The organism is Synechococcus sp. R65.1 (genome assembly GCF_047461755.1).
Classification (GTDB): Bacteria; Cyanobacteriota; Cyanobacteriia; order Thermostichales; family Thermostichaceae; genus Thermostichus.
The window spans coordinates 1-23,542 of record NZ_JANSHU010000017.1 but is presented as its reverse complement, the minus strand read 5'-3'; the positions used below and the strand labels follow the sequence as shown (position 1 = coordinate 23,542).

Genomic DNA, 23,542 nt, shown 5'->3' with positions numbered 1-23,542 from the left:
GCGGGTTTTAGCGCCCCACAGGCGCCGGCTGCCGCTGCAGGAGGGTGTATTCTGCCGGCTGCAGGAGGGACTGCCCCGTCATCTCTGGGGGCTGCGGCAAGCCCAAGATCTCGAGCAGGGTGGGTCCGACATCAGCCAAGGTGCCGCCGGAACGCAGCCTGGCGTCGCCACCGCGGCCCGGGATCTTGCGCTTTTCGCCCTCCACCAGAATGCAGGGCACGGGGTTGGTGGTGTGAGCGGTCCAGGGGTTGCCCTGGTCGTCCCACATCTGCTCGGCGTTGCCGTGATCCGCAACGATGAGGGTGGTGCCTCCTACGTCTACCACTGCCGCCAGCAGGCGACCCAGGCAGTGGTCTACCGTTTCCAGAGCCCGCACCGTGGCCTCAAAGTTGCCGGTGTGGCCCACCATGTCAGGGTTGGCGTAGTTCAGCACCACCAGGCTGTACTCGCCGCGGGCAATGGCTTCGATAGCCTTGTCGGTGACTTTCCTCGCCGACATCTCCGGCACTTGGTCGTAGGTGGCCACCAGCGGGCTTTGAACCAAGATGCGATCTTCCCCAGGGAAGGGCTGCTCGAGGCCGCCGTTGAAGAAGTAGGTGACGTGGGCGTATTTTTCCGTTTCGGCAATGCGCAATTGCTTAAGGCCAGCCTCGCTGACCACCTGCCCTACCAGGTGATCCAGGTTCTGCGGCTTAAAGAGCACCTGCACCGGCAAGGTGGGATCGTACTGGGTCATGGTGATGAAGGTGAGGTCCGGAATAAGGCAGCGCTGGAAACCGGAAAAGTCGGGGCAGACGAAAGCTTGGGTAAGCTGGCGGGCCCGATCCGGGCGGAAGTTGAAGAAGATGACTGCATCTCCCGGCCTTACTGCTCCCGGGGCCAAACGAGTGGGGGGAATGAACTCGTCGGTAATACCCTGGGCGTAAAAGTCTGCCATCACCTCGGCAGCGTTGCGGCCACAGCCAGGGCCATCTTCCGTCATAACCTCGTAGGCCTTCTGGGTGCGCTCCCAACGGCGATCCCGATCCATGGCGTAGTAGCGGCCGCTCAGGGTGGCGATGACGCCGTTGCCCAGCCATTGCAGCTCTTTTTGGAGGGCGGCCAGAACTGTTGCCCCTTCGCAAGGGGGAGTATCGCGGCCATCGGTAATGGCATGAACGTAGGCAGGGATCCCCACCTGCGCTGCCAGTTTCAGCAGGCCGTAGAGGTGGTCAATGTGGGAGTGAACCCCTCCTGCAGAGCAGAGCCCGATGAAATGAAACCGGCCTCCCCGCCCCTTGAGTTGACGACAAACTTCCACCAAAAGAGGCTCTTGAAAAAGGGATCCCGTCTCAATGGCATCGCTAATGCGCACCAACTCCTGCGGCACTACCCGCCCTGCTCCCAGAGTTAGGTGGCCCACCTCGGAGTTGCCCATCTGCCCTTCTGGCAAACCCACGGCCCGCCCCGAAGCTTGCAGCAGGGTATGGGGATAGGTAGCCCATAGGCTATCCATGACGGGGGTTCGGGCAGCCAGCACGGCGTTGCCCTCCGCGGCCTCGCGATAACCCCAGCCATCTAGAATGACCAAAACTACCGGTGCCACCGACTGTGCATTCATGAAGCGGTCTCTCGCGTTTTCCAAAACATGATACCAGCCCCGGCAATACGGTACCGGATCCCTAACCTCCACTTTTAAGGCTCGCAATTGTCAATTAGCCGCGGGAGCTGGGCTGCAGACGCTTGCGCAGGGACTCGGCGCGGCGCTTGGCAATGGCATTTTGGGGATCCAGCTTCAACACGGTCTCGTAGGCTTCCAGGCCAGGGCCGTAGAGATTTTTTTTCTCGTAGGCATGGCCCAGGTTATTCCAGGCGGTTACATAGGCCGGATCTGCCGCCACCGCATCTTTGTAGTAGCGAATGGCCAGATCGTATTGCCCCTGGCTAAAGTAGGCAAAGCCAAGAGCGTTGCAAACCGGGGGGATGTTTTCCCCAGCCACTTCCAGGGCTTTTTTGAGCTGGACGATGGCCTGCTCGTAGAGACCCTTTTGCAGGTAGACGCTGCCCAACTCGTAGTGCTCCTGGGGGGATCCCTTGCCCTTGCTTAGGCGGGGCTGGAGCTCGCGAATGACTTTTTCCTGCGCCCATAGGCGTAGCACCCCACGCAAGACAAAGAAACCCACCACCCCCAGGATGCCTGCCAAAGCTGCCAAGTAAAGGAGAGAAGCACTGGCAACCATTTTGTTACCCCACAATTAGCTCTTTAAGCCTGCAGGTGGGCCTCGATAAACCAGAGATCTTTATCGATTTGCCGCGAGATCTCGGTAAACAGGTCGGCAGTGTCGGCGTCCCCCAGCTCGGTGGCGCGGTCAATGTTGCGCCGAACGGCAGCGGCATACTGACCGTAGCGGGCCGCCAAAGCCTGCAGGTGAGCCCGACCGTCTTCAGCCGTCAGGTCGTATTCAGGCAAGCTCGAGGTTTGGGCGACGATGCGGGCCGTGCCGCGGGCAATGCCCCCCAGGGCCGTAACCCGTTCGGCCAGCATGTCCACGTAGTTTTCCAGGGTGCTGGCAAAGGTGTCAAACATCTCGTGCAGGGCGATGAAGTTCATGCCTTTGACGTTCCAGTGGGCCTGCTTCACCTGAGTCTTCAAATCCAGGGTGTCCGCTAAAGACTGGTTGAGCAGCTCCACCAGTTGCGCGCGGGCCTCGGCCGGCAGGTCGAGCTGAGTGGGGTAGAGACGGGTTTTTTCGGCGCTAACCATAGCCAACCTCCCAATTGTTGTGGAATCCGCTGGGGCCATCAGTCTGTCAGCTCCCAACTGGGCCTATACTAACACAAACTCAGAATGAGTATGAGTTAGCAAGCGGTTACTTGCCAATGCAAAAGCGGCTAAAGATCTGATCCAAGACTGCCTCGGAGATCTCCTCGCCGGTGATCTGGCCAAGGGCGTGCAGCGCCCCCCGCAGGTCGATGGTCCAGAAATCGAGGGGGAGCTGTTCCCGCATGGCCTGGGCCACTTGTTCTAGGCTGGCTTGGGCCTGGCGGAGGGCGGCGGCCTGGCGCTGGTTGAGGCTGACCTCCAAGTTGGGCTGGGGTCGCCCCTGGGTAACAAGCTGCTCCAGGGCTTCTTCCAGCTCTGGGATCCCCTTGCCCTGGGCGGCAACAGCAGGGACACGGTAGGTGATTTCGGGGGGGAGAGAAATGCCGTTGGGGGAGGCGAGGTCAGTTTTGTTGATCACTAGAATCAGGGGGCGGTGGCGGATGGAGGCATAGATAGCCGCATCAGCCTCCGTCCAGCCCGCCTGAGCATCGATGACCAGCACCAGCACATCGGCGGTCTGGGCCAGCCGTTGGGAGCGCTCCACCCCCAGCCGCTCCACCGGATCGTCAGTGGCGCGAATGCCGGCGGTATCCAGGAGCTGGACGGGGATCCCTCTCACCACCAACTGGGATTCCACCACATCCCGAGTGGTGCCAGGTAGATCCGTGACAATAGCGCGATCCTGCCCTGACCAGGCGTTGAGCAGGCTGGACTTGCCCACATTGGGCCGCCCGACAATGGCCACTTTCACCCCAGTGCGCAGCAGTTGCCCCCGTTCGGCAGTGGCCAGCAGGGCCTGCATCTGAGCCTGAATGTCTTGCAGCCGGGCCTGCCAAGCCGGGACATCCAGAGGGGGCAGATCCTCTTCAAAGTCAATTCGCGCCTCGATCTCGGCCAATAAGCCCAGGAGCGCCTGGCGCAGGGCGCGGATAGACTGTCCCAGTTTGCCCTGCAGACCCGCCAGCGCCATTTGAGCTGCCTGCGGAGAGCGGGCTGCCACCAGATCAGCCACACTTTCGGCCTGGGTTAGATCGATGCGACCGTTTAGGAAAGCGCGCAGGCTAAACTCCCCTGGCTGCGCTAGCCGGGCTCCCTGGCGCAGGCACTGCTGCAGGGTAGCCTGAACCACCATAATGCCGCCGTGGCAATGGAACTCCACCACATCCTCGCGGGTGTAGGAGCGGGGGGCCTGCATCCACACAGCCAGAGCTTCGTCCAGTGGGTGGCCCTTCTCGTCATGGATCCAGCCATAGAGAAGGCGATGGCTCTCCCAGGTGGCATTGCGGCGGGCGGGAGTAAAGATCGCCTGGGCAATGGACAGAGCCCGCGAGCCGGAAAGGCGCACAATGCCAATGCTGCCCTGCTCGGGCACCACGGCGGTGGCAATGGCAGCAATGGTGTCGGCCAGGGGTGTAGTGGGATCCATAGGTGAATGGGCTATGCCTGAGTTCCCTGTAGGCAGGAGCCCGGCCTTAACTCGAAAGAAGCTGTAAAAAGCTAAGCTCTCCCGCCAGGGTCAGGGTAGCTTGGCAGTGGCGACCTGCACTTGTCCTAACAAAATATGAAGCCGTTACGCACGTTTAGGGTAATCCCTTACCTGCCGCCTGCCTTGGAGAGCCTGCGCTTTTTGGCCTACAACCTGCATTTTAGTTGGAACGTAGAAACCCGCACCCTGTTCCGGCGCATGGATCCAGATCTGTGGGATGCCTGCGGGCACAACCCTGTGGCTCTTTTGGGCCAGATCCGGCAGGAACGCCTGGATGAATTGGCAGAGGATCCGGGGTTCTTAGCCCAACTGGAGCGAGCTAGCCAGCAACTAAATAGCTATCTCCAACGAGACACGTGGTACCGTCGGTACCGCTTATCCCATGCGGTGGAAGGGGAATGCTACGCCTATTTTTCCGCGGAGTTTGGCTTGGCCGACTGTCTGCCTCTTTACTCAGGGGGTTTGGGGGTGTTGGCCGGGGATCACCTCAAGGCAGCCAGCGACTTGGGCCTGCCGCTCGTGGGTGTGGGCCTACTCTACCAAAAGGGGTATTTCCGCCAGTACCTCAGCCCCGATGGCTGGCAGCAGGAGCGCTACCCCACCAACGATTTCTTTAACATGCCCCTGGAGCTGCAAAGAGACGCGGAGGGCCGCGAGATTCGCATTGAGGTGGACTACCCCAACCGCAAGGTATTTGCCCGCATCTGGAAAGCCATGGTGGGGCGGGTGCCCCTATACCTTCTCGACACCAACATCGAGCCCAACAGCCAGTACGACCAGGACATCACCGACGAGCTCTACGGGGGCGACCAGGATGTGCGCATCCACCAGGAGATGATGCTGGGGATCGGTGGTGTACGGGCTCTGCGCGCCCTTGGGATCCACCCCACTGTCTACCACATGAACGAGGGGCACTCTGCCTTTTTGGCAGTGGAGCGGATCCGCCTGTTGATGGTGGAGCAAGGGCTGAGCTTTGAGGAGGCCTGGCAGGTGGCTAAGTCGAGCCAGCTGTTTACCACCCACACGCCAGTGCCTGCGGGGATCGACCTGTTCCCGCCAGACAAAATCGACTACTACCTGGGCTCCTACTACCGCCAGATGGGCCTAAGTCGGGAGCACTTTTTGGCCCTGGGTCGAGAAAATCCAGGCGACTTCCAGTCCCCTTTCAGCATGGCGGTGCTGGCCATCAACATGGCCTCGTTTGTTAACGGCGTCAGCAAGCTCCATGGGGCGGTCGCCCGCAAGATGTTTGGCCCCCTCTGGCCTGGGATCCCGCAAGAGGAGGTGCCGATTACCTCCATCACCAATGGCGTGCATGTCCGCACCTGGGTGGGGGAGGAAAACCAAGCTCTCTACGACCGCTACCTGGGGCCGGAGTGGGCGGAGGCTCCTCCCTCGGATCCTCTCTGGCAGAAGGTGGATCGGATCCCGGATGCGGAACTGTGGCGGGCGCACGAGCACAGCCGCGCTCGCCTCATTGACTTCACCCGCCAGCGCCTGGTGGAGCAGCTGCAAAAGCGGGCAGCCTCGACGGCTGAGATCCAACGGGCCTCAGAAGCCCTCAACCCAGAGGTGCTTACCATTGGGTTTGCCCGCCGCTTTGCCACCTACAAGCGGGCCACTCTCTTGCTCCACAACCTGGAGCGGCTCAAAGCCCTGATCAACCATCCCCAGTACCCGATGCAGTTTATCTTTGCCGGCAAGGCCCACCCTCGCGATACAGCCGGCAAGGAGTTGATCCGCCAGATTGTCCAGGTGTCGCGCCAGCCAGAGTTCCGCCAGCGGCTGGTGTTTATCGAAGACTATGACATGTACATCGCTAGCTTAATGGTGGCCGGGGTGGACGTGTGGCTGAACACCCCCCTGCGCCCCCGCGAGGCCAGCGGTACTAGCGGCATGAAGGCAGCGGCTAACGGCGGACTGCACCTGAGCATCTTGGACGGCTGGTGGGATGAGGCAGATTACTACCAGACTGGCTGGCCCATTGGCCGCGGCGAGGAGTTTGAGGATCGCGCCTACCAGGACGAGGTGGAGGCCAACGCCCTCTACGATCTCCTGGAAAAGGAAGTAGCTCCTCTTTTCTACCAACGCGGCAGCGACGGCCTGCCCCATGCCTGGATTCAGCGCATGAAGCAGGCAATCCGCCTCAACTGCCCTCGCTTCAGCACCCAGCGCATGGTTCGGGAGTATGCCGAGCGAGCCTACATTCCGTTGAGCAACTCCTTTGACCGCATGCGGCGCAACAACTTCCAGGCGGCCCGCCAGTTTACCCGTTGGCGAAACCATCTGCAGGAGAACTGGTACAACCTCCGGGTTCTCGAGGTCCGGATTGAAAACCCAAGACAGCCCACTGGCAAGCCTTCTGCCGGCCGGGATAGCCAGGTCCAGGAAGTGGTGATGGCCGGGGAACCCCTCACCGTAACGGTGGAGGTGCAGCTGGGATCCCTGCAGCCGCAGGATGTGATTGTTCAAGCCTACCAGGGGTCGGTGGACGACAAGGGCCAGATCCAAAACGGCCGGGCAACCCCCTTGCGCTACGTGGAGACAGTGGGGGATCGCGCCATCTTTTGTGGCCAAGTTCGCTACGAGAGCAGCGGCTTGCAGGGGTTGGCCATCCGCCTATTGCCCTTTCACCCCGATATGCCCGATCCCTATGAGCTGCGGCTGATGCTCTGGGCCTAGCCGGTCAGGCCCTCCTCAAGAGCTGGGCCAGTTGGTTTTTAGGAAAGCTGGGCCAGGCAAGCTAGGTGTTGGAGCTGTTGCAGCTTTTCCCTCACTCGGCCAGAGCGGAGCAATTCCTCTGCTTGCTGGATCCCCTCGCTGAGAGATTGAGCATAGCCCAGCAGCCAGAGGTAGCTGCCGCCATTCCAGAGTACCGCTGGGGCAAGGGGGGAGGGATCCCCGTTGAGGAGCTGGTGCATCTGCCGCAGCAACTCTTTCTCCTCCGCCAGCGGGATCTCCGGGCCAGCCAGGTGATGGTCGCGGGCTTTGAGCAGCAGCCGTTCCCCGCGGTGGTTGAGGATAGCTGTCCGCTCCCGCGGCAGGTCGCTGCTGCCTTCTAGTCCCTTGACCGTGGTAAAGTTTTGGATCCCTTGCAGGGCAAACAACTCCAGCATTGTGGCCTCGGTGGGCGGATGCACATAGCCGGCCACCAGGTGGAAGGGGCCCTCATAGGGTGCCCAGACCAGCTCCAGCGTAGCCAGGGGAGGGCGCTTGCCGATTTGATCCCGGTACTCCATCAGAGCTTGCGCTTGGGGGAAGCAGTCTGGCAAGTACAAAAATCCCAAGCCAGTTTGCTCCAGGCATCGGCCCACCTGCTCCAGCGACCATCCTCGCCAGTCCACCCCCAAGCCTCGCCAAACCACCTCCAAGGGTAGACCATACTTGGGAGGGCAACAGCCGGAACCATGAAGCAAAACAGCTGCTCCTGCTGCCGCCAATACCAAAGCCACTAACACCCCCAGCGGCGCTGTTCGCGAGCGGCCGTCGTAGGGGTGGCCAAAGATAACCAAGGGATGGGGCAGGTCTCGTTGGGGAAGGCGAGGGCCGTACTCGGCATAGGCATCCAACATACCAGCCAGCTCTTCGGCGGTGGGGCGCTTGATGCGGTGGGCAATCAAAAAGGCCCCAATCTGGGCCGGGGTGGCTTTGCCCGCAAGGAGCAGCCGAGTGGCCTGGGCGGCTTCGCCGCGGGTGAGATCCTCGTGAGTGTGGGTGCCGCTGCTGATTTTCTTCAAAAGCTCGCGAAACTCGTGGCTCATAGCTTTGGCAGTCTAGGGCGAGCGAACTTGGCAGAAACCCAGGAGGCATCCCTATCTGCCTTGGCGTCGGAAGCAGGCTGGCGGAGCAACTGGGCTGCTAACTGCAAAAACCGGCGAATGGGCGGGATCCGATAGCGATCACGGGTGGTTACTGCCACTACCTGTCGCTGCAACAAGGGGGGGTCGGTGGGCCGCACCTGCAACCCTGGGTCGGCGTGACAGTCCACTAGAGCCGATTCTGGCAGGAGAGCAATCAACTGCCCCTGGCGAACGACACCGCGAAAGGCCTCCAGCGTGTTCAGCTCCAGCGCTGCCTTGAGAGTTAACCCCTGGCGGGCCAGGTGGGACTCCACGCAAGTGCGCATGGCATAGCCATCTTTAAACACGACCTGGGGGTACTCGGCCAACACCGGCCAAGGGATCCGCTCGTAGCGGCTGAGGGGATGGCTGGTGGCCATCAACACCTGGATGGGCTCGGAATACAGGGGCTCCACTACCAGTTCGTCCCCCCGCCTTAGCCAGGGATTTTCCATCACCAAAGCCACATCCACCAACCCATCCTTGAGCACCTTCAAGGCGCGGTCGCTGCCTAGAGCTGTAACCCGCAACTGCACCTGCGGGTACTCTCGGCAGAACTCCTGCAGCACCGGCGGCAGTCGATAGGCAGTCAGGGAGTGGATCCCGGCAACGCAGAGCTCGCTTTGCCCGCCCTGCAGCCATTCCCGAATGCTGGCTTGGGCTTGCTGCCACTCCTGACAGATGCGCCGGGCATGGGGTAGGAGCCGTTCCCCCGCCACCGTCAGGGCCACTGGGCTCTTGCGGTGCAGTAGCGGGGCGCCCACCTCTTCCTCCAAGGCCTGAATTTGGCGGCTGATGGTAGACTGGCTTAGGCCACTGCGGCGGGCTGCAGCCAAAAAGCTGCCACTTTCGACGACGTTTAGAAAAGCCTGTAACAGCTCCAAGCGCACCGAGAACCTCTCAGGAGTTACGGCCTAGCTGCCGCGGGATTTTAGCCAGGGATCTCTCGAACTGCTGTACGTGCCGCTACCAAACCGTGCCGTAGGGTTCACTGTCTCGCCTTGACCAAGCTCGCCTTGCCCCTGGGCATTAGCTCCGGCTCGGCAAAGCCCCGCAGCCGCTGGGTAGATTCCAACTCGCTCAAGCCCTTGGCCTGCAGCAGCACCCCGAAGCTGCCTAGCCCCAGCGGATCGATCAGCGCTTGGAGCGCAAAGCGCCGCTGCAGCACCTGGCCCACGCCCCCTGACCCATCGCTTGTTTGGCTGAGGGCGGCCAGCCGTTCCGCCAACCCCAGGTTTACCAGAAAATAGCTTTGCTGCGTGAAGCCCAGTCGCTTGAGTCCCAGGGATTCCCCCACCTGTTCCAGGGTTGTAAAGTCCACATGGGCCGTGAGATCTTGGCACCCCACCCGACTATAGGGATCCGTAGAGGTGGCGTGTCGGCGGTAAGCTAGGAGCGTGCCCTGGGAGCGCTGGGGGCTGTAGTAGCGCTGGGCAGGATAGCCGTAGTCGATGGTCAGCACGTAGCCCCGCCGCAGCTTGCGGGCCAGAAGCTGCAGCCACTCGAGGGCCTTGAGGTTGACCTCGGTTTGGTAGCCAGAGGGGTAGGTGGTAATTGGGATCCCCAGCCGGGCAAAGTACGCTTCTAGCGCGGGGGTCGAGGGATCCCCCAGCACCTCTTGAAACCCTCCCTCTGTCCAATCCACGTAGATTTCCCGCAGAGACCCCCCCTGCACCTGCACCCGATGGACCGGAAAGGCATCCACCAGCTCATTGGAGAAAAAACAGCCAGTTACTGACCCCTCCGGGATTTCGTCCCACGCCAGCCAGCGCACCTTCTCCCCAAAGCCCGCCAAGCGCTCCTGCTGCAGCCGCCGCAAAGAGGCAGAGCGCTCCAGGATCCCGTACTCTAGAGCCTGCCAAAACGCAGGGTAAGCCGAGCGCACGTAGGTTAGCCAATCTTCAGCCAGGCGACCGCTGCCTGCCCCCATCTCAACGACCGCAAAAGCAGAAGGGGAGCCTAGAACTTGCCAGAATTGGTGGATCTGCTCCGCCAACAGGTGAGCAAAGTCGGGCGCCAGGTGGGGAGCCGTTAAGTAGTCAGGGCCAATGGGGTAGCCCCGCTCGTAGTAGCCCAGCTCCGGCTCGTAGAGGGCCCACTCCATGAACTGGGCAAAAGTCACTGGCCCCTGGGCGCGGATGCGGCTAGCGATGAGATCCCGAAGTTGTTGGTCCGTCTGGGGGTGCAACAAGGTGCCTATAGGCTAGGAGACTCATCTCTGCAAGGGGCGGCGCCAATTTTGGCGAAACCGACGGTTTGTGAAAAGCAGGACTGGCCAGAGAGCTGAGACCAGCCATTTTCCCGATCCCGAGTAGAGGCGATCTGCCTTGCGGAGCGAGTACCAAACCCCTCCTGCGTAGATTGCCAAGAGCAAAAACGGCCACATTTTCGCTTATCCTGCAAACGCCAGCCAGATGGTTGAGGGAGCCCTCTTAGTAGGCATCCTGCAACTCATAAAAGTCAGGCGTAATGTAGTCCTTGCGCAGCGGCCAGCCGATCCAGTCTTCTGGCATCAGGATCCGCTTTAGGTTAGGGTGACCTTCAAAGATAATGCCGTACATGTCGTAGGTCTCCCGCTCCTGCCAGTCAGCCGACTTCCAGATCCAGTACACCGAGGGCACCCGCGGATCGTCGCGGGGCAGTTTCACCTGGACGCGCACCTCCGGCGGGCGATCCGCTCCGTCCGTCAGCTTAATCAAGTGGTAGAGGCTAACCAACGGCTGGCCTGCCCCTAGGTCATAGCCGCACTGGCAGGCAAGATAGTTAAAGCCATAGGCGTAGAGAGCGGTGCATACGGGCAGGAGAAAGTCCCGCTCCACCTCCAGTAGCTCTACTCCAGCCGCATCCCTGCCCAGATACTGGTGGTCAAAGCCGTTGTCAGCAAGAAACTGAGAAACTGGACCTCGCTCCCGCGTTGCCAGCGACTCGGCTGGCTCAGAGGCAGGAGGCGGACTTTCCGGCGTTTTGGGATCCGTCATCTCAGGCCCCTCCTTGCAAGGCTTTGAGCTGTTGCTCTACCCGCTTGAAGTCGGCAGTCTGCAGGGCCGGCGGCACGGGCAGGCCAATGGCGGCAGCTAGCTCCGGCGGCGGAGCCTGGCGGGTTTCGCTCTCCAAGTACTTGCCAGTGATGACTTCGGGCACCGGTCTGAGGTTGTGCTTGACGGTGTAGTAGCGGTGGGTTTGCTGCAGACGGCCCCGCTCCCGCATGTCCTCAGCGGCAATCTTCTTGCGCAGCTTGACAATGGCGTCCATGATGGCCTCAGGGCGGGGTGGGCAGCCGGGAATGTACACGTCCACGGGGATGAGCTTATCCACCCCTCGCACAGCGGTGTAGGAATCAGAGCTGAACATGCCGCCGCTGATGGTGCAAGCTCCCATGGCAATGACGTACTTGGGCTCGGGCATCTGTTGGTAGAGCTTAACCAGCGCCGGCGCCATCTTCATGGTTACCGTTCCCGCTGTGATGAGCAAATCAGCGGTGCGCGGCGAAGTCCGAGGCAACAGGCCAAAGCGGTCGAAGTCAAAGCGGGATCCCAGCATCGCCGCAAACTCGATAAAGCAGCAGGCGGTGCCATAGAGCAGCGGCCAGAGGCTGGACATCTTGGCCCAGTTGTAGAGGTCGTTTACCGTTGTGAGAATAACATTGTTGGAAAGATCCGTAGTAACTTGCGGAGGAGAGGCCGGAAACAAAACTTCCGGCTCCTTAGAGGTCATGACCATTCCAGCGCTCCTTTTCTCCAAGCGTAGACAAGACCCACCACGAGGATGGCAATGAAAATCAAAGCCTCCACAAAAGCCAGCAGCCCCAGGCGGTGAAAAGCTACTGCCCAAGGGTAGAGGAACACAGTCTCCACATCGAAAATGACGAAGGCAAGCGCGAACATGTAGTAGCGGATGTTGAACTGAATCCAGGCCTGCCCAAACGGCTCCATCCCCGACTCATAGGTGCTGACTCGCAGGGCTCCCTGCCGTTTGGGAGACAAACGGGCTGAGGCCCCTAGGGCCAAAACTGGCAGCAGGGCGCAGACAATGAGGAAAGCCAGCAGGTACTCGTAACCAGATAGGACAAACACGACGCCAGACTGCCTCAGGTGCTCAACACTTAGATACGCTTCTCAGTATAGAGCCAGTCCGTGGCCTCTTGGCGCCGGCGGATCTTTAGGACTGCTGATGGTCTCGATTGTGGGAGAGCCAACTCCACACGCCGCTTAGCAAAGCGCCGGCTGTCAGGATCCCCAGCAACGGCTGAAACCAGGGCAGCCACAGCCGCAGCCAGAGCTTGTAGCCTAGGGTAATCCCGAAGAAGGCTGCTGTTACCGAGAAAACAAACCAGACAAAGCCGGCAAACATCAGAAGGGCCAGGGCAATGAGAAAAGAGTCCAACCAGCGCTTCCAGGTAGAGAGACTCATAGCCAGAACAGGCCAAATCTTCACAGATCCTAACCCCTACTGCCCAGACCCTTCCCCTTAGCTTCTTCCTGGGCAGCTTCTCATTCCCTTGGGAAGTTGAAGGCGCGGCTACAGCAAGCCTCAGTGCCCCCTAAAAGGGGGGGTAAGCGGCTGAAGCAGGTTGGTTTAGAATTTGACCGGGTCATTCCTGCTGAGGGAGAACTTCGGAGTAGGGCGCAATTTGAGTGAGGCAGAGATTCCGGCAGAGGAAAAACGAGCCTTTGCGCTGAGGGTTGACACGACTTTGGATGCCCTAGGTGAAGTTTTGACTTGGTTTGAGTCCTTTCGCAACGCGGGTATTCCAGATCCCATCTGGTTGGAGTGCCAGTTGGTTCTGGCGGAAGGGCTTACCAATGCCGTCCGCCATGCCCATCGCGCCCTGCCTGCCAGCACGCCTATCGATATCGAGCTGGCGCTGACGCCGCAGGGACTAGAGCTACGCATCTGGGATCAGGGTCAGGAGTTTGACTTGGAGGGCTTTGCCCAAAACCTAGCAGCCAAGCCCCTCCCCGACGCCGAATCCGAGGGAGGGCGGGGCATTTTGCTGATGAAAGCCCTCTCCACCCACCTGAGCTACACTCGCCAGGCCGATGGCCGCAACTGTCTGTTGATTAGCCGCCGCTTTGACGATCCTGGCTGCAGTTCCCAGCAAGCTGTCTAGGCCAAGAGACCAGCACTCAACTGGCGAATAGCGGCGCTAGCCACATCGCTATAGCGCAGCTCGCCAGCCAAGATTTGGCCCATACGCCGGGTGGCTCCCGGTCGCTTGACGCCAACTCGGTAGCCCACGCCGGGAAAGCGGTAGAACAGAGCCGCAATCCGCTTGGCCCAGCGCATCTCTGTGCCCCACTCCTGTTGGACGCGGGCGGAGTAGTTGGCCAGGGCTTCGGGATCCCCTGCCAGGGCTTGGTCGATGGCCTGCGCCGCCAGCATGCCAGTGAGGAGGGAGGGACGGATCCCTTCGGCGGTAAACGGGTCGACAACACAGGCGGCATCTCCCACCAGGAGCGCATTTTGGCTGTGCAGGGGTTGATCCCCGTCCCAAAGGCAGAGGGGATGGCCAAAGGACTTAACCGACTTGAGGTCGATGCCAAAGTTGTGGGCATACTGGCTGGCTATTTCCCGCAGGTTTTGTTTCTGGCCACCCCGAAAGGTGCCAGCTCCAATCGAGTAGCCGTCCGCCTTGGGGAAGTTCCAAATGTAGCCATTGCTAACACTGCCGAAGTCAAAGTGAGCAGCGGCAGTTTGCGGTTCCAAGCCAGCTACTTCCGCCTCTAGGGCAGCGGCCAGGCGGCACTGGCGACTGCGAAAGCCCAGCCACTTCGCCATCGACCCCCTGGCCCCATCAGCTCCAATCACGTACCGGCCCCAGACCGGGCCAGCAGGAGTCATTACCTGCCAGCGGTCACTTTGCCACTCAAGGCCGGCGGCAGCACATCCAGCCCAGAGGGTGGCCCCCTGCTTCTGGGCCTGCTGGATTAGGTAGGCGTCGAAAACCTCCCGTCGCACCATCCACACTGGCTCTTTCAGATCCAACTCGACCACCACTGGATCCCCACCCCGCCAGGTGTAGCGAATTTGCCGAATCTTCAGCGAGATGGCGGGGCTGAAGTCAAAGTCAAACCAGGCCGCCACCATGGGGGAGACGCCGCCCCCGCAGGGCTTGTAGCGGGGCAAGGGATCCTTTTCCAGGACCAGCACCGAGCGCCCGCGCTTGGCTAGGTGGTAGGCGGCAGCTCCGCCGGCAGGGCCAGCGCCGACGATGACACAGTCATACACGTAGGACATGGCTTGACACCTACATTCAGGGAACGCTGAAGCCGGGAAGGGGTTATCCCTGGCTGACTCTAGGCCGTAGTCGGGTCTTCCGCCGGGTTGTTACAGCGATACACCTTGGCCCCGACATTGCGCAACTTTTCGTCGATGGCTTCGTAGCCGCGGTCGATGTAGTGGAGCCCGTAGATGGTGGAGCAGCCCTCGGCCGCCAGGCCAGCCAACACCAAGGCCGCCCCCGCCCGCAAGTCCGTAGCCACCACCGGCGCCCCTGACAGAGACGGCACCCCCCGGACGATGGCCACCCGGTTCTTGAGACGAATGTCCGCGCCCATGCGGTTAAGCTCCGGGATGTGGTGCATTCGGTTTTCAAACACTGTCTCCTCGATGGTGCAACTGCCCTCGCTGAGAGCAGCCAAAGCCATGATTGGCGCCTGCACATCGGTGGGAAAACCCGGGTAGGGCAGGGTTTGGATATCGGTGGCCTGACAGATCCAGCCTGAGCTGAGTTGAGCCGGGGCAATGCGCAGACGGTTGGGGCCTTCTTCCTCCACCCGCAGCCCCATGTCCCGCAGCTTGGCAATCACCGCCCGCAGGTGATCCGGAATCACCGGCCCCACGGTGAGCTCAGAGCGGGTAATCGCTCCAGCGATGAGATAGGTACTGGCCTCGATGCGATCGGGAATGACGGTGTACTCTGTGCCATGCAGACGCGGCACCCCCACCACCACAACGGTATTGGTGCCTACGCCCCGGATGCGGGCTCCCATCGCCTGACAAAAACGGGCCAGGTCCGCTACCTCTGGCTCTTGGGCGGCATTTTCAATCACCGTTTCCCCTTCGGCCAGCGTAGCAGCCATCATCAGAGTTTCCGTAGCACCAACGCTGGGATAGTCGAGGTAGATGCGGGTTCCCACCAGCTTACGGGCATAGGCGTGGACCACCCCGTGCTCAATCTGAACCGTTGCCCCCAACGCCTGCAAACCCCGCACATGCAGATCCACGGGACGCGAGCCAATGGCGCAGCCGCCCGGTAGGGGCACCCTGGCCACTCCCAGCCGCGCCACCAACGGTCCGATGATAAGGAAACTGGCCCGTAACTGGCTGACCAATTCATAGGGAGCCTGGCAAGTCCTCAGGGAGCTGGCGTCTAGGTCAAGGGTATTGCCGACATGGGACACCTTAACCCCCAGGGTGGCCAGGATCTGCCCCATGCGTTCGATGTCCAGCAGGCGCGGCACGTTGTGAATTCGACAAGCGGCAGGGGCCAAGAGGGATCCGGCCATGAGAGCCAAAGCTGAGTTTTTCGATCCCCCGATGGGAACGTGGCCGCTTAGGGTCTGCTTGCCAACAATTTTTAGCACCGGCCCTGCTATCTCTGACGAGGCTGCCATCCCTGTGGAGGTCGGCCACAGCTCAGGCTCCAAGAGCCCCGCCGGGTCAATGCGAGAGGACGCTCTGTTGCCGCGATTGTCAAAATCTTTCAATCTTCCTCCTCACACAAAAGAAAAGGTAGGCACTTCAGAGAATACTCTGGGGATCACAGCAGCGGCTAAACTAGCAGGCCCAAACCGGGAGTGAGGAAGGAAGAGAAGTTCCTACAGCCCTGCTTCTACCCTATAGTGGCAGAGGAGGATTCGCTCAGCCCCTTCCCTGAATGCAGGCTCCCAGCGCGGGCGGCTGGGTTTAGCCCAACAGGGGAGAGCAGTACAATGGAGAGTGATGAGAATCTCTTGCAAGAAGGAGATCCCTGATGACCGCAACTCGCGTTTCTGCAGAAGAACTGTTTCGGGCTGCCTACGAAAATCGCTACACCTGGGATCCCGACTTTCCGGGCTATAGCGCAGAGGTCACCTACTGGGATGGAGAGCGCATGTTTGTGGGTCAGGTGCGCCTGGGGGCAGACCTGAAAGCCACGGTAACCGGTGTGGAAGATGAGGAAGCTCGGAAAGCCATCCAAGAGCAGATGTGGGAGATTTCTGTCCACCGGGTGCGCCGCAGCTTTGCCGAAGCCCACGGCCAAAACACGTTTCGCTACGGCCAAATCCTGCCCGATGGCTCGGTGGAGATCCTCGTGGGAGGCAAAGCCGAGGGGGATCGCTACCACGTGCGCGACAACCAAATTACCATGGTGCATCGGCACATTCACGGCGTGGTGGTTACCATTCACACCTTCAGCAGCCACGACACCGGCGAAGGCTACCTCTCCCACCGCTACGACTCTGTCTACCACGACGCCAAGACCGGTGAGCAAAAGGGTGGGCGCAGCCAATTTGAAGACCTCTACACCAAAGTGGGCAAGTACTACATCCTCTCCGAGCGGCGCATTCAAACCGAGACGGAAGCTGGTGTTGTTGAGAAGCGCTTTAGCTTTAGCAACTTTGCGTTGCTCGATGCCAGCGCCTAACTGGCCAAGCGACCACAAAAAATTTTTTCGGGGCCGCAACAACCTCCCTAGAAGAAGGAGGATTCTGGGCTATGCTTTGAATGTTCCCCCCGGAACTTTAACATGGACAGGACAACGGTAAAACCTACTCCAGATTCCGAAGCCCCCAGCGAGGCTCCCAAGCTGATTCTCCGCCCGGCCCAACTGGGGGATCTGGAGGCGGTGGAGGAGATTTTGGCGCAAGCTTTTGAAGAAGAGTATGGCAGTCGCTCGGTAGACATTCGTCGCCAACTGCGGAGGCTGCGCCAGTGGTACGGGCTTCTAAGAGCCCTAAGCCTGTTTCCCAACCGCTTCCAGCACATGTTTACCGTGCATGTGGCGGAGCTGGAGGGCAAAATCCAGGGGGTTATTCAGGTTTCTCCCTTTAACCATTCCCGCAGCACCTGGCGGGTGGATCACATGGCGGTGGCGCCTTCGGCCCAGCGTCAGGGAATTGGGTCTAAGTTGCTCAAACACTGCATGGAGCACTTTCGCGAGGCCCGCACCTGGATTCTGGAGGTGAACATCCACAACAAGGGGGCGATAGCCCTCTACCGGCACAATGGCTTCCAGCCCCTAGCCCAGATTACCTACTGGTCGATCCCGCCCGAGATCCTGGCCGCCCTCAGCCAACACGAGCCCAAGCTGCCCAACCTGGTGCCGGTGACTAACCGAGATGCCTACGCCATCTATCAACTGGATACGGGATCCATGCCGGCCACGGTGCGCCAGGTGTACGACCGCAACGTGGGCGACTTCCGCACTAGCCCCCTGGAGTGGCTTCTGGAGCAGGCCAGGTGTGCCGTCAGCCAAACCGAACGGCTGGAGATGTGTGTCTATGAGCCCGAGCGGAGAACCGCCATCGGCTATTTCAACCTCAAGCTGGATCGGACGGGGCAGCAGCCGCACGTGGCCAAGCTTACGGTTCACCCCGCCTACACCTGGCTCTACCCAGAGCTCATGGCCAAGATGGCCCAGCTCACCCAAGCCTATCCGCCGCAGGCTTTGGCGTTGGCCTCCACCGATTACCAGCCGGAACGGGAAGAGTTCTTGCTTAAGCTGGGAGCCCAGGAGGTGGAGCGGACGCTGTTGATGTCACGCTCGGTGTGGTACAAGGTGCGGGAAGTCCGCTCGCCGTGGTACAGCGAGTATCTCAGTCTAGTGTTCCAAAAACTGCCAATGAAACAGCCGGTGCCAGAGCGGTTTGAGGGGGCAGCGGAGAGCTGGCTGGAGCACCGCTTTCATCCCCCTGCGCTGGATCCCAACGCCGGGCCAGGGCAGTCCAGGGATCCGCAAGGGTAGGCTCCCCCCTGGCGGTTAAGTCTTGCTTGGCGGGCATCTGCGAACCTCTATGGACAAGTTGAAGGATAGCCCGGCCGAGGCTTCTTCCTGGCGGGCAAAGCTCCAAGCGGCCTTGCACCGCAACCGCAGCGACCCGGCTGCACGCTATTTGCAGTTGGCCACGGTGGATCCCTGCGGGCGGCCGCGCAACCGCACAGTGGTCTTCCGGGGGTTTCTGGGCGAGACCGACCGCATCCAGTTGGCGGTGGACAGCCGCAGCGAGAAGATCCACCAGATTGCCCACTGTCCCCTGGCCCAGATCTGCTGGTACTTTGCCAAAACGCGCGAGCAATTCCGCATCGCCGGCACCCTGGAAGCCATCACCGCTGGCCATCCGGATCCGCAAGCGCAGCAGCAGCGGCAACAGTTGTGGCAACAAATCCCAGAAGAAGGACGGCTGCTCTGGTTTTGGCCAGAACCCAAAGGTCCTCTTGCTCCACCAGAGGCCTTTGTTGCCGAGCTAACCCCCGAAAAGGCCTCTTCGCCGCCGCCCACTTTTGTCCTCCTGCTGTTGGATCCAACGGAGGTGGATCACCTGCAGCTCAGGGGGGATGCAATCTACCCCCAACGGCGAACCCTCTATGAGCGCAGCCCGCAGGGATGGCAATGTCGAGCGGTCAATCCCTAGCAGGGGAGCTGTTTTTCCTCTCGCTTTCCGAGAGAATAGGAAGAGAATAGACGTGCTACCCCCTAGGGCAACGCCGCCCGAGAGCAGTTGGGGAGGTAGCGCTCTCCATCCGACACCTAGCCTTCCTGCTGGCAGGAATTCTGATGGCCATTTCCGCCCTCTCAAAGCGCTTTGCCCAAGTGGCCGGCAGGTCATTGCCGGCTAGCGTACGGCGGGGATCCTTGGGCTTGGCTGCTGCCCTGGCTTGGAGTCTGGCTGTTCCTAGGGGGATTGCAGCTCCCCTAATTGCCACATCCCCGCCCAGTTCGTCTAGGCAGGGGGGGACCTCTGTCCTAACCTCGAAATCGGTTCGCACCGGCTCCTTTCGGGTTGGCAACCGCACTCCCCACCCCATTCGCTTAGTGATCTTGTTGCGCAGCAGCAGTCGGCTGACCAACCCCGAAACGGCTCACTGGGATTTTGCCCCCGGCGAAGGAGGCAGCCAGGGTTTGCTGCTGAGCTTAGGGGAGGAGCCGCTGCAGATTGGCCCCGGCGATGTTGTGGTGGCTTTTACCCTAGATGGAACCCGCCGCTACTGGGGGCCAAATGTGGTGGGAGAGTCGCTGGCGCCTTTTTGGGATGAGGCAAGCGGCTCCTGGTCGATGATCTTGCAGCCCTAGAGAGGCTCACCCTCCAGACCCCTGCCAGCAGAGCCAGCCCACCCCCACCAATAGCGCTGTTAGCCCGTAGAAGCACCCCACCACCTGCACCTCCGACCAGCCCCCCAACTCCAGGTGGTGGTGGAGAGGAGACATGCGCAGCAGCCGTTGGCCTTGGCCGGTCTTGCGTTTGGTGTATTGGAAGTAGCCTACCTGTAGGATTACCGACAGCGCCTCCGCCACCAATATCCCGCCCATCCAGCCCAGAGCCCAGAGCTGATCTCCCAGCAGCGCCAGCCCCGCCAGAGCGCCCCCCAGGCCTAGGGAGCCGGTATCTCCCATAAACAGGCGGGCCCGATGGTGGTTGTGCACCAGAAAGCCCAGACAGGCGCCGCTCAAGGCAAAGGCCACGAGCGCCAAAACGGGATCCGTTGCCGTCAGCCCCAGCCCTGCCAGGACAAGGGCCACCACCCCTGCGGCCAGGCCGTCCATGCCGTCGGCAAGGTTGACGGCGTTGTTGGTGCCCACCAGCACAAACAAAGCCAGCGGCCAAAACAGCCCGCCTAGGGGGAGGGAGCCTATTCCCGGAAGCGTGAGAACCGTTGGGATCCCTTGCCAGGCCAAGTAGCCGCAAAAAACCAGGCCAATCCCCACCTGGAGCAAAAGCTTCGATTGGGGGGGCAACCCCTTGTTGGAGCGCTGCCGGATGACCAGCCAATCGTCCAGCCAGCCAACCAAGGTGTAGGCCAGGGTCAGGAGGGCCACCGCCAGCCACTGGGGATCCCAGCCGCTCCAGCTCCCGGCTACCAGCAGCCCCACCGGCAAAAAGCTAAGGCCGCCCATGGTTGGCGTGCCCGCTTTTTTGTAGTGGGACTGGGGTCCCTCCTCGCGGATGACCTGCCCTGCCTTCCAGCGCCGCAAGAGCGGAAGAAGCAGGGATCCCAGCACCGCCGATCCCAGCACGCTCAGCCCAAAGGGAAGAAGCACCTGGGGCTGGCTTCCCATCACCAAGGCCGAGAGCGCTAGGCCCAGAACTAGGGTAAGCGCCGCCCCGCCCCAGTCCGCCTCCTCCACCTCCAGCCGGGAAAGGGTATCCCCCTCCATCTTTTCTAAACCCCTCACACCCTCAATCTCCAAGCTTGGGAAAACTCTAGCAGGCAGAGCCCAAGAAAACTCTAGCTTGCCCGCGGCTCAGAGGGGGATCCCCTAGTAGGGCCACTTCCAGTTGCGCACCTCCGGCAGATCCTCGCCGTACTTGCAGATGTACTGCTTGTGCTCCACCAGCTTGTCCCGAATCAACTGCTGGACGTGATCCCGTCGGTATTTGAAGCGCTCCACCCGCTCCAATACATCGTTGGCTAGGTTAAAGCGATCCACCTGGTTGAGGACGCACATGTCGAAGGGAGTGGTGGTGGTGCCTTCCTCCTTGTAGCCGCGCACGTGGAGGTTGTGGTGGTTGGGGCGGCGGTAGGTGAGGCGGTGAATCAGCCAAGGGTAGCCGTGGAAGGCAAACACGATGGGCTTGTCGGGGGTAAAGATGCTGACAAACTCCTTGTCGCTGATGCCGTGGGGATGTTCGCTGGGCGGCTGCAGCTTCATCAGGTTGACCACGTTCACCACCCGGATCTTGATCTCCGGCAGGTGCTGCCGCAAGAAGTCCACCGCCGCCAGGGTTTCCATGGTGGGCACATCGCCACAGCAGGCCATGACCACATCCGGCTCCGAGCCCTGGTCGTTGCTGGCCCACTCCCAGATCCCCAAGCCCTGGGTGCAGTGCTTGATGGCGGCGTCCATGTCCAGGTACTGCAGAGCCGGCTGTTTCCCCGCCACGATGACATTGACGTAGTGGCGGCTGCGTAGGCAGTGATCCGCCACCGAGAGCAGGGTGTTGGCATCGGGGGGCAGGTAGACGCGGATAACATCGGCTTTCTTGTTGACCACGTGATCCAGAAAGCCGGGATCCTGGTGGCTGAAGCCGTTGTGATCCTGCCGCCACACGTGGGAAGTCAGCAGGTAGTTGAGGGAAGGGATGGGCCGCCGCCAGGGGATGTGCCGGGAGGTTTTCAGCCACTTGGCATGTTGGTTAAACATCGAGTCCACCAGGTGAATGAAGGCCTCGTAGCAGGAGAAGAAGCCGTGGCGACCGGTCAACAGGTAGCCCTCCAGCCAGCCCTGACAGACGTGCTCGCTCAGGATCTCCATAACCCGCCCGTCAGGGGAGAGGTGCTCGTCGTAGTCGTAGATAGGGGCCACCCAGGTGCGGTCGCTGGCCTCAAACACAGCATCCAAGCGGTTGGAAGCCGTCTCGTCGGGGCCAAAGAGGCGGAAGTTGTGGGGGTTGAGCTTCATCACATCCCGCAAGAATTGCCCCAGCACCTTGGTGGCCTCGGCTTCCGTGGTGCCAGGGCGCGGGACGTCTACGGCGTAGCGGCGGAAATCTGGCATCCTCAGCTCCCGCGTCAGCAAGCCGCCGTTGGCATAGGGAGTGGCGCCCATGCGCTTTTCCCCCTTGGGAGCTAGCTCCTGCAGCTCGGGGAGCAGGCGGCCGTTTTCGTCGAAGAGCTCTTCTGGCCTGTAGCTGCGCAGCCACTCTTCCAGGATCTTGAGGTGCTCCGGCTTTTGGGCCAGATCCGCCAGCGGTACCTGGTGGGAGCGCCAGAAGTCCTCGACCTTTTTGCCGTCCACCTCTTTGGGGCCAGTCCAACCTTTGGGGGTGCGCAGGATGATCATCGGCCATTGGGGACGAGTGGGATCCCCCTTGCTGCGGGCATAGTGCTGGATTTCTCGGATTTCATGGATAACGGTGTCGAGGGTGGCGGCCATCAACTGGTGCGTTTCTGCCGGCTCGGAGCCCTCCACGAAGTAAGGCTTGTAGCCGTAGCCCACAAACAGGCTTTGCAGCTCTTCGCGGCTGAGGCGGCCCAGGATGGTGGGGTTGGCAATCTTGTAGCCGTTGAGGTGGAGAATGGGCAGCACCGCCCCGTCGCGGATGGGGTTGAGAAACTTGTTGGAGTGCCAGGAGGCAGCTAGAGGGCCGGTTTCCGCTTCTCCATCCCCCACCACACAGGCCACCAGCAGATCGGGGTTGTCAAAGGCAGCCCCAAAGGCATGGGCCAGGGCATAGCCCAGTTCTCCCCCCTCGTGGATGGAGCCGGGGGTTTCCGGAGCCGCATGGCTGGGCACGCCGCCGGGGAAGGAGAACTGCTTAAAGAGCTTGCGCAGACCTTCGACATCTTGGGTGATGTTGGGGTACACCTCGCTGTAGGTGCCTTCCAAGTAGGTGTTGGCCACTAGGGCAGGGCCGCCGTGGCCGGGGCCGGTGATGTAGAGGACGTTGAGGTTTTCCCGCTTGATGATGCGGTTGAGGTGCACGTAAATAAAGTTCAGCCCTGGAGTAGTGCCCCAGTGCCCCAATAGGCGCGGCTTCACGTGTTCTGGCTTCAAGGGCTCCCGCAGCAGCGGATTGTCCATCAAGTAGATCTGCCCCACTGACAAGTAGTTGGCAGCCCGCCAGTAGGCGTCGATCTTGCGCAGTTCCTCGTCGGTGAGCGGTTTTCTCGAGAGCTGTTCTGCCAAAACCATAGCTCCACCCCCTAGGTATCTCTACTCCCATGGTGAGCTAGGTTTGGAGAAGGGCGTGGGGATCTTGGGATTCCTTTGGATTTGGGAGGGAGGGTCGGCCTACCACCACCAAGGCTTGAGGGGGGTGCCGTCGGGGAAGATCAGGCCGGCAATCCGGGCGCCGCTATGCTTGAGGCCCTCGATCTGGGCGCCTTCTAGGTTGGCTTGCTCCAAATTAGCCCCGCTGAGGTCGGCGCGGCGCAAGTTAGCTCCCTGCAACTGGGCCTGGCGCAGCTCGGCGCCGCGGAGATCGGCCCCCTCCAGGTCGGCATTCTGCAAGTTGGCCCCCCGGAGATCTGTCCGCTGCAAATTGGCCCCCCGCAGATCCGCTTCCTCCAGGTTGGATCCGCGCAGATCCGCCCGCTTGAGGTTGGCTCCCCTTAGACAAATTTGCCGCAGCACCAGCCCCCGCAGGTCAGCTTTGCTGAGGTCTTGGCCGGCCAGATCCTGCCCCGGGGGGGCGGGGGTGGGGGGGGGGGGGGGGGGGGGGGGGGGGGGGGGGGGGGGGGGGGGGGGGGGGGGGGGGGGGGGGGGGGGGG

22 protein-coding genes are annotated in these 23,542 nt (G+C 61.3%); 6 read left to right on the top strand and 16 right to left on the bottom strand.

Annotation, left to right across the window (positions count from 1 at the left end; genetic code table 11):
- Positions 1-7 precede the first annotated feature (7 nt).
- The 4 genes from gpmI to mnmE all read right to left on the bottom strand — a co-directional run bounded on the left by gpmI (position 8) and on the right by mnmE (position 4,229).
- Complete coding sequence (gene gpmI, locus NW814_RS08240; protein WP_414405914.1) at positions 8-1,600, bottom strand: 2,3-bisphosphoglycerate-independent phosphoglycerate mutase; 1,593 nt, start codon at positions 1,598-1,600, stop codon at positions 8-10.
- A 94-nt stretch (positions 1,601-1,694) separates the two neighbouring features.
- Positions 1,695-2,219, bottom strand: coding sequence for a tetratricopeptide repeat protein (locus NW814_RS08235; RefSeq protein ID WP_414395710.1), 525 nt, complete (start codon positions 2,217-2,219; stop codon positions 1,695-1,697).
- Between the two features lie 23 nt (positions 2,220-2,242).
- Positions 2,243-2,743: a DNA starvation/stationary phase protection protein Dps gene (gene dps / locus NW814_RS08230; protein ID WP_414395712.1), complete on the bottom strand. Its 501-nt coding sequence runs from the start codon at positions 2,741-2,743 to the stop codon at positions 2,243-2,245.
- 106 nt (positions 2,744-2,849) lie between these two features.
- Complete coding sequence (gene mnmE / locus NW814_RS08225; RefSeq protein WP_414405913.1) at positions 2,850-4,229, bottom strand: tRNA uridine-5-carboxymethylaminomethyl(34) synthesis GTPase MnmE; 1,380 nt, start codon at positions 4,227-4,229, stop codon at positions 2,850-2,852.
- Positions 4,230-4,364: 135 nt separating this feature from the next.
- On the opposite strand from mnmE, the gene glgP reads away from it, so the two are divergent.
- Complete coding sequence (glgP, locus tag NW814_RS08220) at positions 4,365-6,971, top strand: alpha-glucan family phosphorylase (RefSeq protein ID WP_414405912.1); 2,607 nt, start codon at positions 4,365-4,367, stop codon at positions 6,969-6,971.
- A 38-nt stretch (positions 6,972-7,009) separates the two neighbouring features.
- Here the strand turns inward: glgP and NW814_RS08215 are convergent, their stop codons facing one another.
- The 7 genes from NW814_RS08215 to NW814_RS08185 all read right to left on the bottom strand — a co-directional run bounded on the left by NW814_RS08215 (position 7,010) and on the right by NW814_RS08185 (position 12,562).
- Entirely contained in the window at positions 7,010-8,050 is a 1,041-nt protein-coding gene (locus tag NW814_RS08215) for an anthranilate phosphoribosyltransferase family protein (protein WP_414405911.1), read from the bottom strand.
- Complete coding sequence (locus tag NW814_RS08210; protein ID WP_414405910.1) at positions 8,047-9,018, bottom strand: LysR family transcriptional regulator; 972 nt, start codon at positions 9,016-9,018, stop codon at positions 8,047-8,049. The genes NW814_RS08215 and NW814_RS08210 overlap by 4 nt, the downstream gene beginning before the upstream one ends.
- A 98-nt stretch (positions 9,019-9,116) precedes the next feature.
- Positions 9,117-10,316: a class I SAM-dependent methyltransferase gene (locus NW814_RS08205; RefSeq protein ID WP_414405909.1), complete on the bottom strand. Its 1,200-nt coding sequence runs from the start codon at positions 10,314-10,316 to the stop codon at positions 9,117-9,119.
- A gap of 244 nt (positions 10,317-10,560) precedes the next feature.
- Positions 10,561-11,106, bottom strand: a complete 546-nt coding sequence (locus NW814_RS08200; protein WP_414395724.1) for an NAD(P)H-quinone oxidoreductase subunit J — start codon at positions 11,104-11,106, stop codon at positions 10,561-10,563.
- A 1-nt stretch (position 11,107) separates the two neighbouring features.
- The gene (locus NW814_RS08195) at positions 11,108-11,848 is read right to left on the bottom strand and encodes an NADH dehydrogenase subunit K (protein WP_414395725.1); all 741 of its coding nucleotides are present in this window, start codon (positions 11,846-11,848) and stop codon (positions 11,108-11,110) included.
- A complete protein-coding gene (ndhC, locus tag NW814_RS08190) occupies positions 11,839-12,201 on the bottom strand; it encodes a photosynthetic/respiratory NAD(P)H-quinone oxidoreductase subunit C (protein WP_414405908.1) in 363 nt (120 codons plus the stop codon). Before ndhC ends, NW814_RS08195 begins: the two co-directional genes overlap by 10 nt.
- Positions 12,202-12,286: 85 nt before the next feature.
- Positions 12,287-12,562, bottom strand: a complete 276-nt coding sequence (locus NW814_RS08185; RefSeq protein WP_414405907.1) for a hypothetical protein — start codon at positions 12,560-12,562, stop codon at positions 12,287-12,289.
- Positions 12,563-12,710: 148 nt separating this feature from the next.
- Here NW814_RS08185 and NW814_RS08180 point away from each other — a divergent pair, with 148 nt between their 5' ends.
- Positions 12,711-13,238: an ATP-binding protein gene (locus NW814_RS08180; RefSeq protein ID WP_414405906.1), complete on the top strand. Its 528-nt coding sequence runs from the start codon at positions 12,711-12,713 to the stop codon at positions 13,236-13,238.
- On the opposite strand, the gene NW814_RS08175 is transcribed toward NW814_RS08180, so the two are convergent.
- Together NW814_RS08175 and murA are read right to left on the bottom strand one after the other, a co-directional pair.
- Complete coding sequence (locus NW814_RS08175; RefSeq protein WP_414405905.1) at positions 13,235-14,365, bottom strand: geranylgeranyl reductase family protein; 1,131 nt, start codon at positions 14,363-14,365, stop codon at positions 13,235-13,237. The two genes, NW814_RS08180 and NW814_RS08175, sit on opposite strands and share 4 nt — an antisense overlap.
- 59 nt (positions 14,366-14,424) lie before the next feature.
- On the bottom strand, positions 14,425-15,744 hold the full coding sequence (murA, locus tag NW814_RS08170) for a UDP-N-acetylglucosamine 1-carboxyvinyltransferase (RefSeq protein ID WP_414395920.1): 1,320 nt from the start codon (positions 15,742-15,744) through the stop codon (positions 14,425-14,427).
- A gap of 359 nt (positions 15,745-16,103) precedes the next feature.
- Between murA and NW814_RS08165 the strand changes: the two genes are divergently transcribed.
- The 4 genes from NW814_RS08165 (at position 16,104) to NW814_RS08150 (ending at position 19,403) form a co-directional block, all read left to right on the top strand.
- The gene (locus NW814_RS08165; protein WP_414395733.1) at positions 16,104-16,757 is read left to right on the top strand and encodes a DUF3386 domain-containing protein; all 654 of its coding nucleotides are present in this window, start codon (positions 16,104-16,106) and stop codon (positions 16,755-16,757) included.
- Positions 16,758-16,859: 102 nt separating this feature from the next.
- The gene (locus tag NW814_RS08160; RefSeq protein ID WP_414405904.1) at positions 16,860-18,077 is read left to right on the top strand and encodes a GNAT family N-acetyltransferase; all 1,218 of its coding nucleotides are present in this window, start codon (positions 16,860-16,862) and stop codon (positions 18,075-18,077) included.
- 49 nt (positions 18,078-18,126) lie between these two features.
- Complete coding sequence (locus tag NW814_RS08155; RefSeq protein WP_414405903.1) at positions 18,127-18,744, top strand: Npun_F5749 family FMN-dependent PPOX-type flavoprotein; 618 nt, start codon at positions 18,127-18,129, stop codon at positions 18,742-18,744.
- 143 nt (positions 18,745-18,887) lie between these two features.
- The gene (locus NW814_RS08150) at positions 18,888-19,403 is read left to right on the top strand and encodes a hypothetical protein (protein WP_414405902.1); all 516 of its coding nucleotides are present in this window, start codon (positions 18,888-18,890) and stop codon (positions 19,401-19,403) included.
- Positions 19,404-19,409: 6 nt separating this feature from the next.
- Here NW814_RS08150 and mraY read toward each other — a convergent pair whose 3' ends face one another.
- From mraY to NW814_RS08135, 3 genes are all read right to left on the bottom strand, one after another.
- On the bottom strand, positions 19,410-20,486 hold the full coding sequence (gene mraY / locus NW814_RS08145) for a phospho-N-acetylmuramoyl-pentapeptide-transferase (RefSeq protein WP_414405934.1): 1,077 nt from the start codon (positions 20,484-20,486) through the stop codon (positions 19,410-19,412).
- A 102-nt stretch (positions 20,487-20,588) separates the two neighbouring features.
- Positions 20,589-22,964 (bottom strand): phosphoketolase, encoded by a 2,376-nt coding sequence (locus NW814_RS08140; RefSeq protein ID WP_414405901.1) that lies wholly within the window; start codon positions 22,962-22,964, stop codon positions 20,589-20,591.
- Between the two features lie 99 nt (positions 22,965-23,063).
- Positions 23,064-23,447, bottom strand: coding sequence for a pentapeptide repeat-containing protein (locus NW814_RS08135; protein ID WP_414405933.1), 384 nt, complete (start codon positions 23,445-23,447; stop codon positions 23,064-23,066).
- Between the last annotated feature and the right edge of the window lie 95 nt (positions 23,448-23,542).

Excerpts from the sequence above, each read along its gene's own strand:
- NW814_RS08195 (WP_414395725.1), bottom strand. The coding sequence starts at position 11,848 with ATGGTCATGACCTCTAAGGAGCCGGAAGTTTTGTTTCCGGCCTCTCCT.
- dps (WP_414395712.1), bottom strand. The coding sequence starts at position 2,743 with ATGGTTAGCGCCGAAAAAACCCGTCTCTACCCCACTCAGCTCGACCTG.
- NW814_RS08175 (WP_414405905.1), bottom strand. The coding sequence starts at position 14,365 with ATGTCCTACGTGTATGACTGTGTCATCGTCGGCGCTGGCCCTGCCGGC.
- NW814_RS08200 (WP_414395724.1), bottom strand. The coding sequence starts at position 11,106 with ATGACGGATCCCAAAACGCCGGAAAGTCCGCCTCCTGCCTCTGAGCCA.
- glgP (WP_414405912.1), top strand. The coding sequence starts at position 4,365 with ATGAAGCCGTTACGCACGTTTAGGGTAATCCCTTACCTGCCGCCTGCC.
- mraY (WP_414405934.1), bottom strand. The coding sequence starts at position 20,486 with ATGGAGGGGGATACCCTTTCCCGGCTGGAGGTGGAGGAGGCGGACTGG.
- NW814_RS08150 (WP_414405902.1), top strand. The coding sequence starts at position 18,888 with ATGGCCATTTCCGCCCTCTCAAAGCGCTTTGCCCAAGTGGCCGGCAGG.
- NW814_RS08140 (WP_414405901.1), bottom strand. The coding sequence starts at position 22,964 with ATGGTTTTGGCAGAACAGCTCTCGAGAAAACCGCTCACCGACGAGGAA.
- NW814_RS08215 (WP_414405911.1), bottom strand. The coding sequence starts at position 8,050 with ATGAGCCACGAGTTTCGCGAGCTTTTGAAGAAAATCAGCAGCGGCACC.
- murA (WP_414395920.1), bottom strand. The coding sequence starts at position 15,744 with ATGGCAGCCTCGTCAGAGATAGCAGGGCCGGTGCTAAAAATTGTTGGC.
- mnmE (WP_414405913.1), bottom strand. The coding sequence starts at position 4,229 with ATGGATCCCACTACACCCCTGGCCGACACCATTGCTGCCATTGCCACC.
- NW814_RS08155 (WP_414405903.1), top strand. The coding sequence starts at position 18,127 with ATGGACAAGTTGAAGGATAGCCCGGCCGAGGCTTCTTCCTGGCGGGCA.
- NW814_RS08165 (WP_414395733.1), top strand. The coding sequence starts at position 16,104 with ATGACCGCAACTCGCGTTTCTGCAGAAGAACTGTTTCGGGCTGCCTAC.
- NW814_RS08235 (WP_414395710.1), bottom strand. The coding sequence starts at position 2,219 with ATGGTTGCCAGTGCTTCTCTCCTTTACTTGGCAGCTTTGGCAGGCATC.
- gpmI (WP_414405914.1), bottom strand. The coding sequence starts at position 1,600 with ATGAATGCACAGTCGGTGGCACCGGTAGTTTTGGTCATTCTAGATGGC.
- NW814_RS08160 (WP_414405904.1), top strand. The coding sequence starts at position 16,860 with ATGGACAGGACAACGGTAAAACCTACTCCAGATTCCGAAGCCCCCAGC.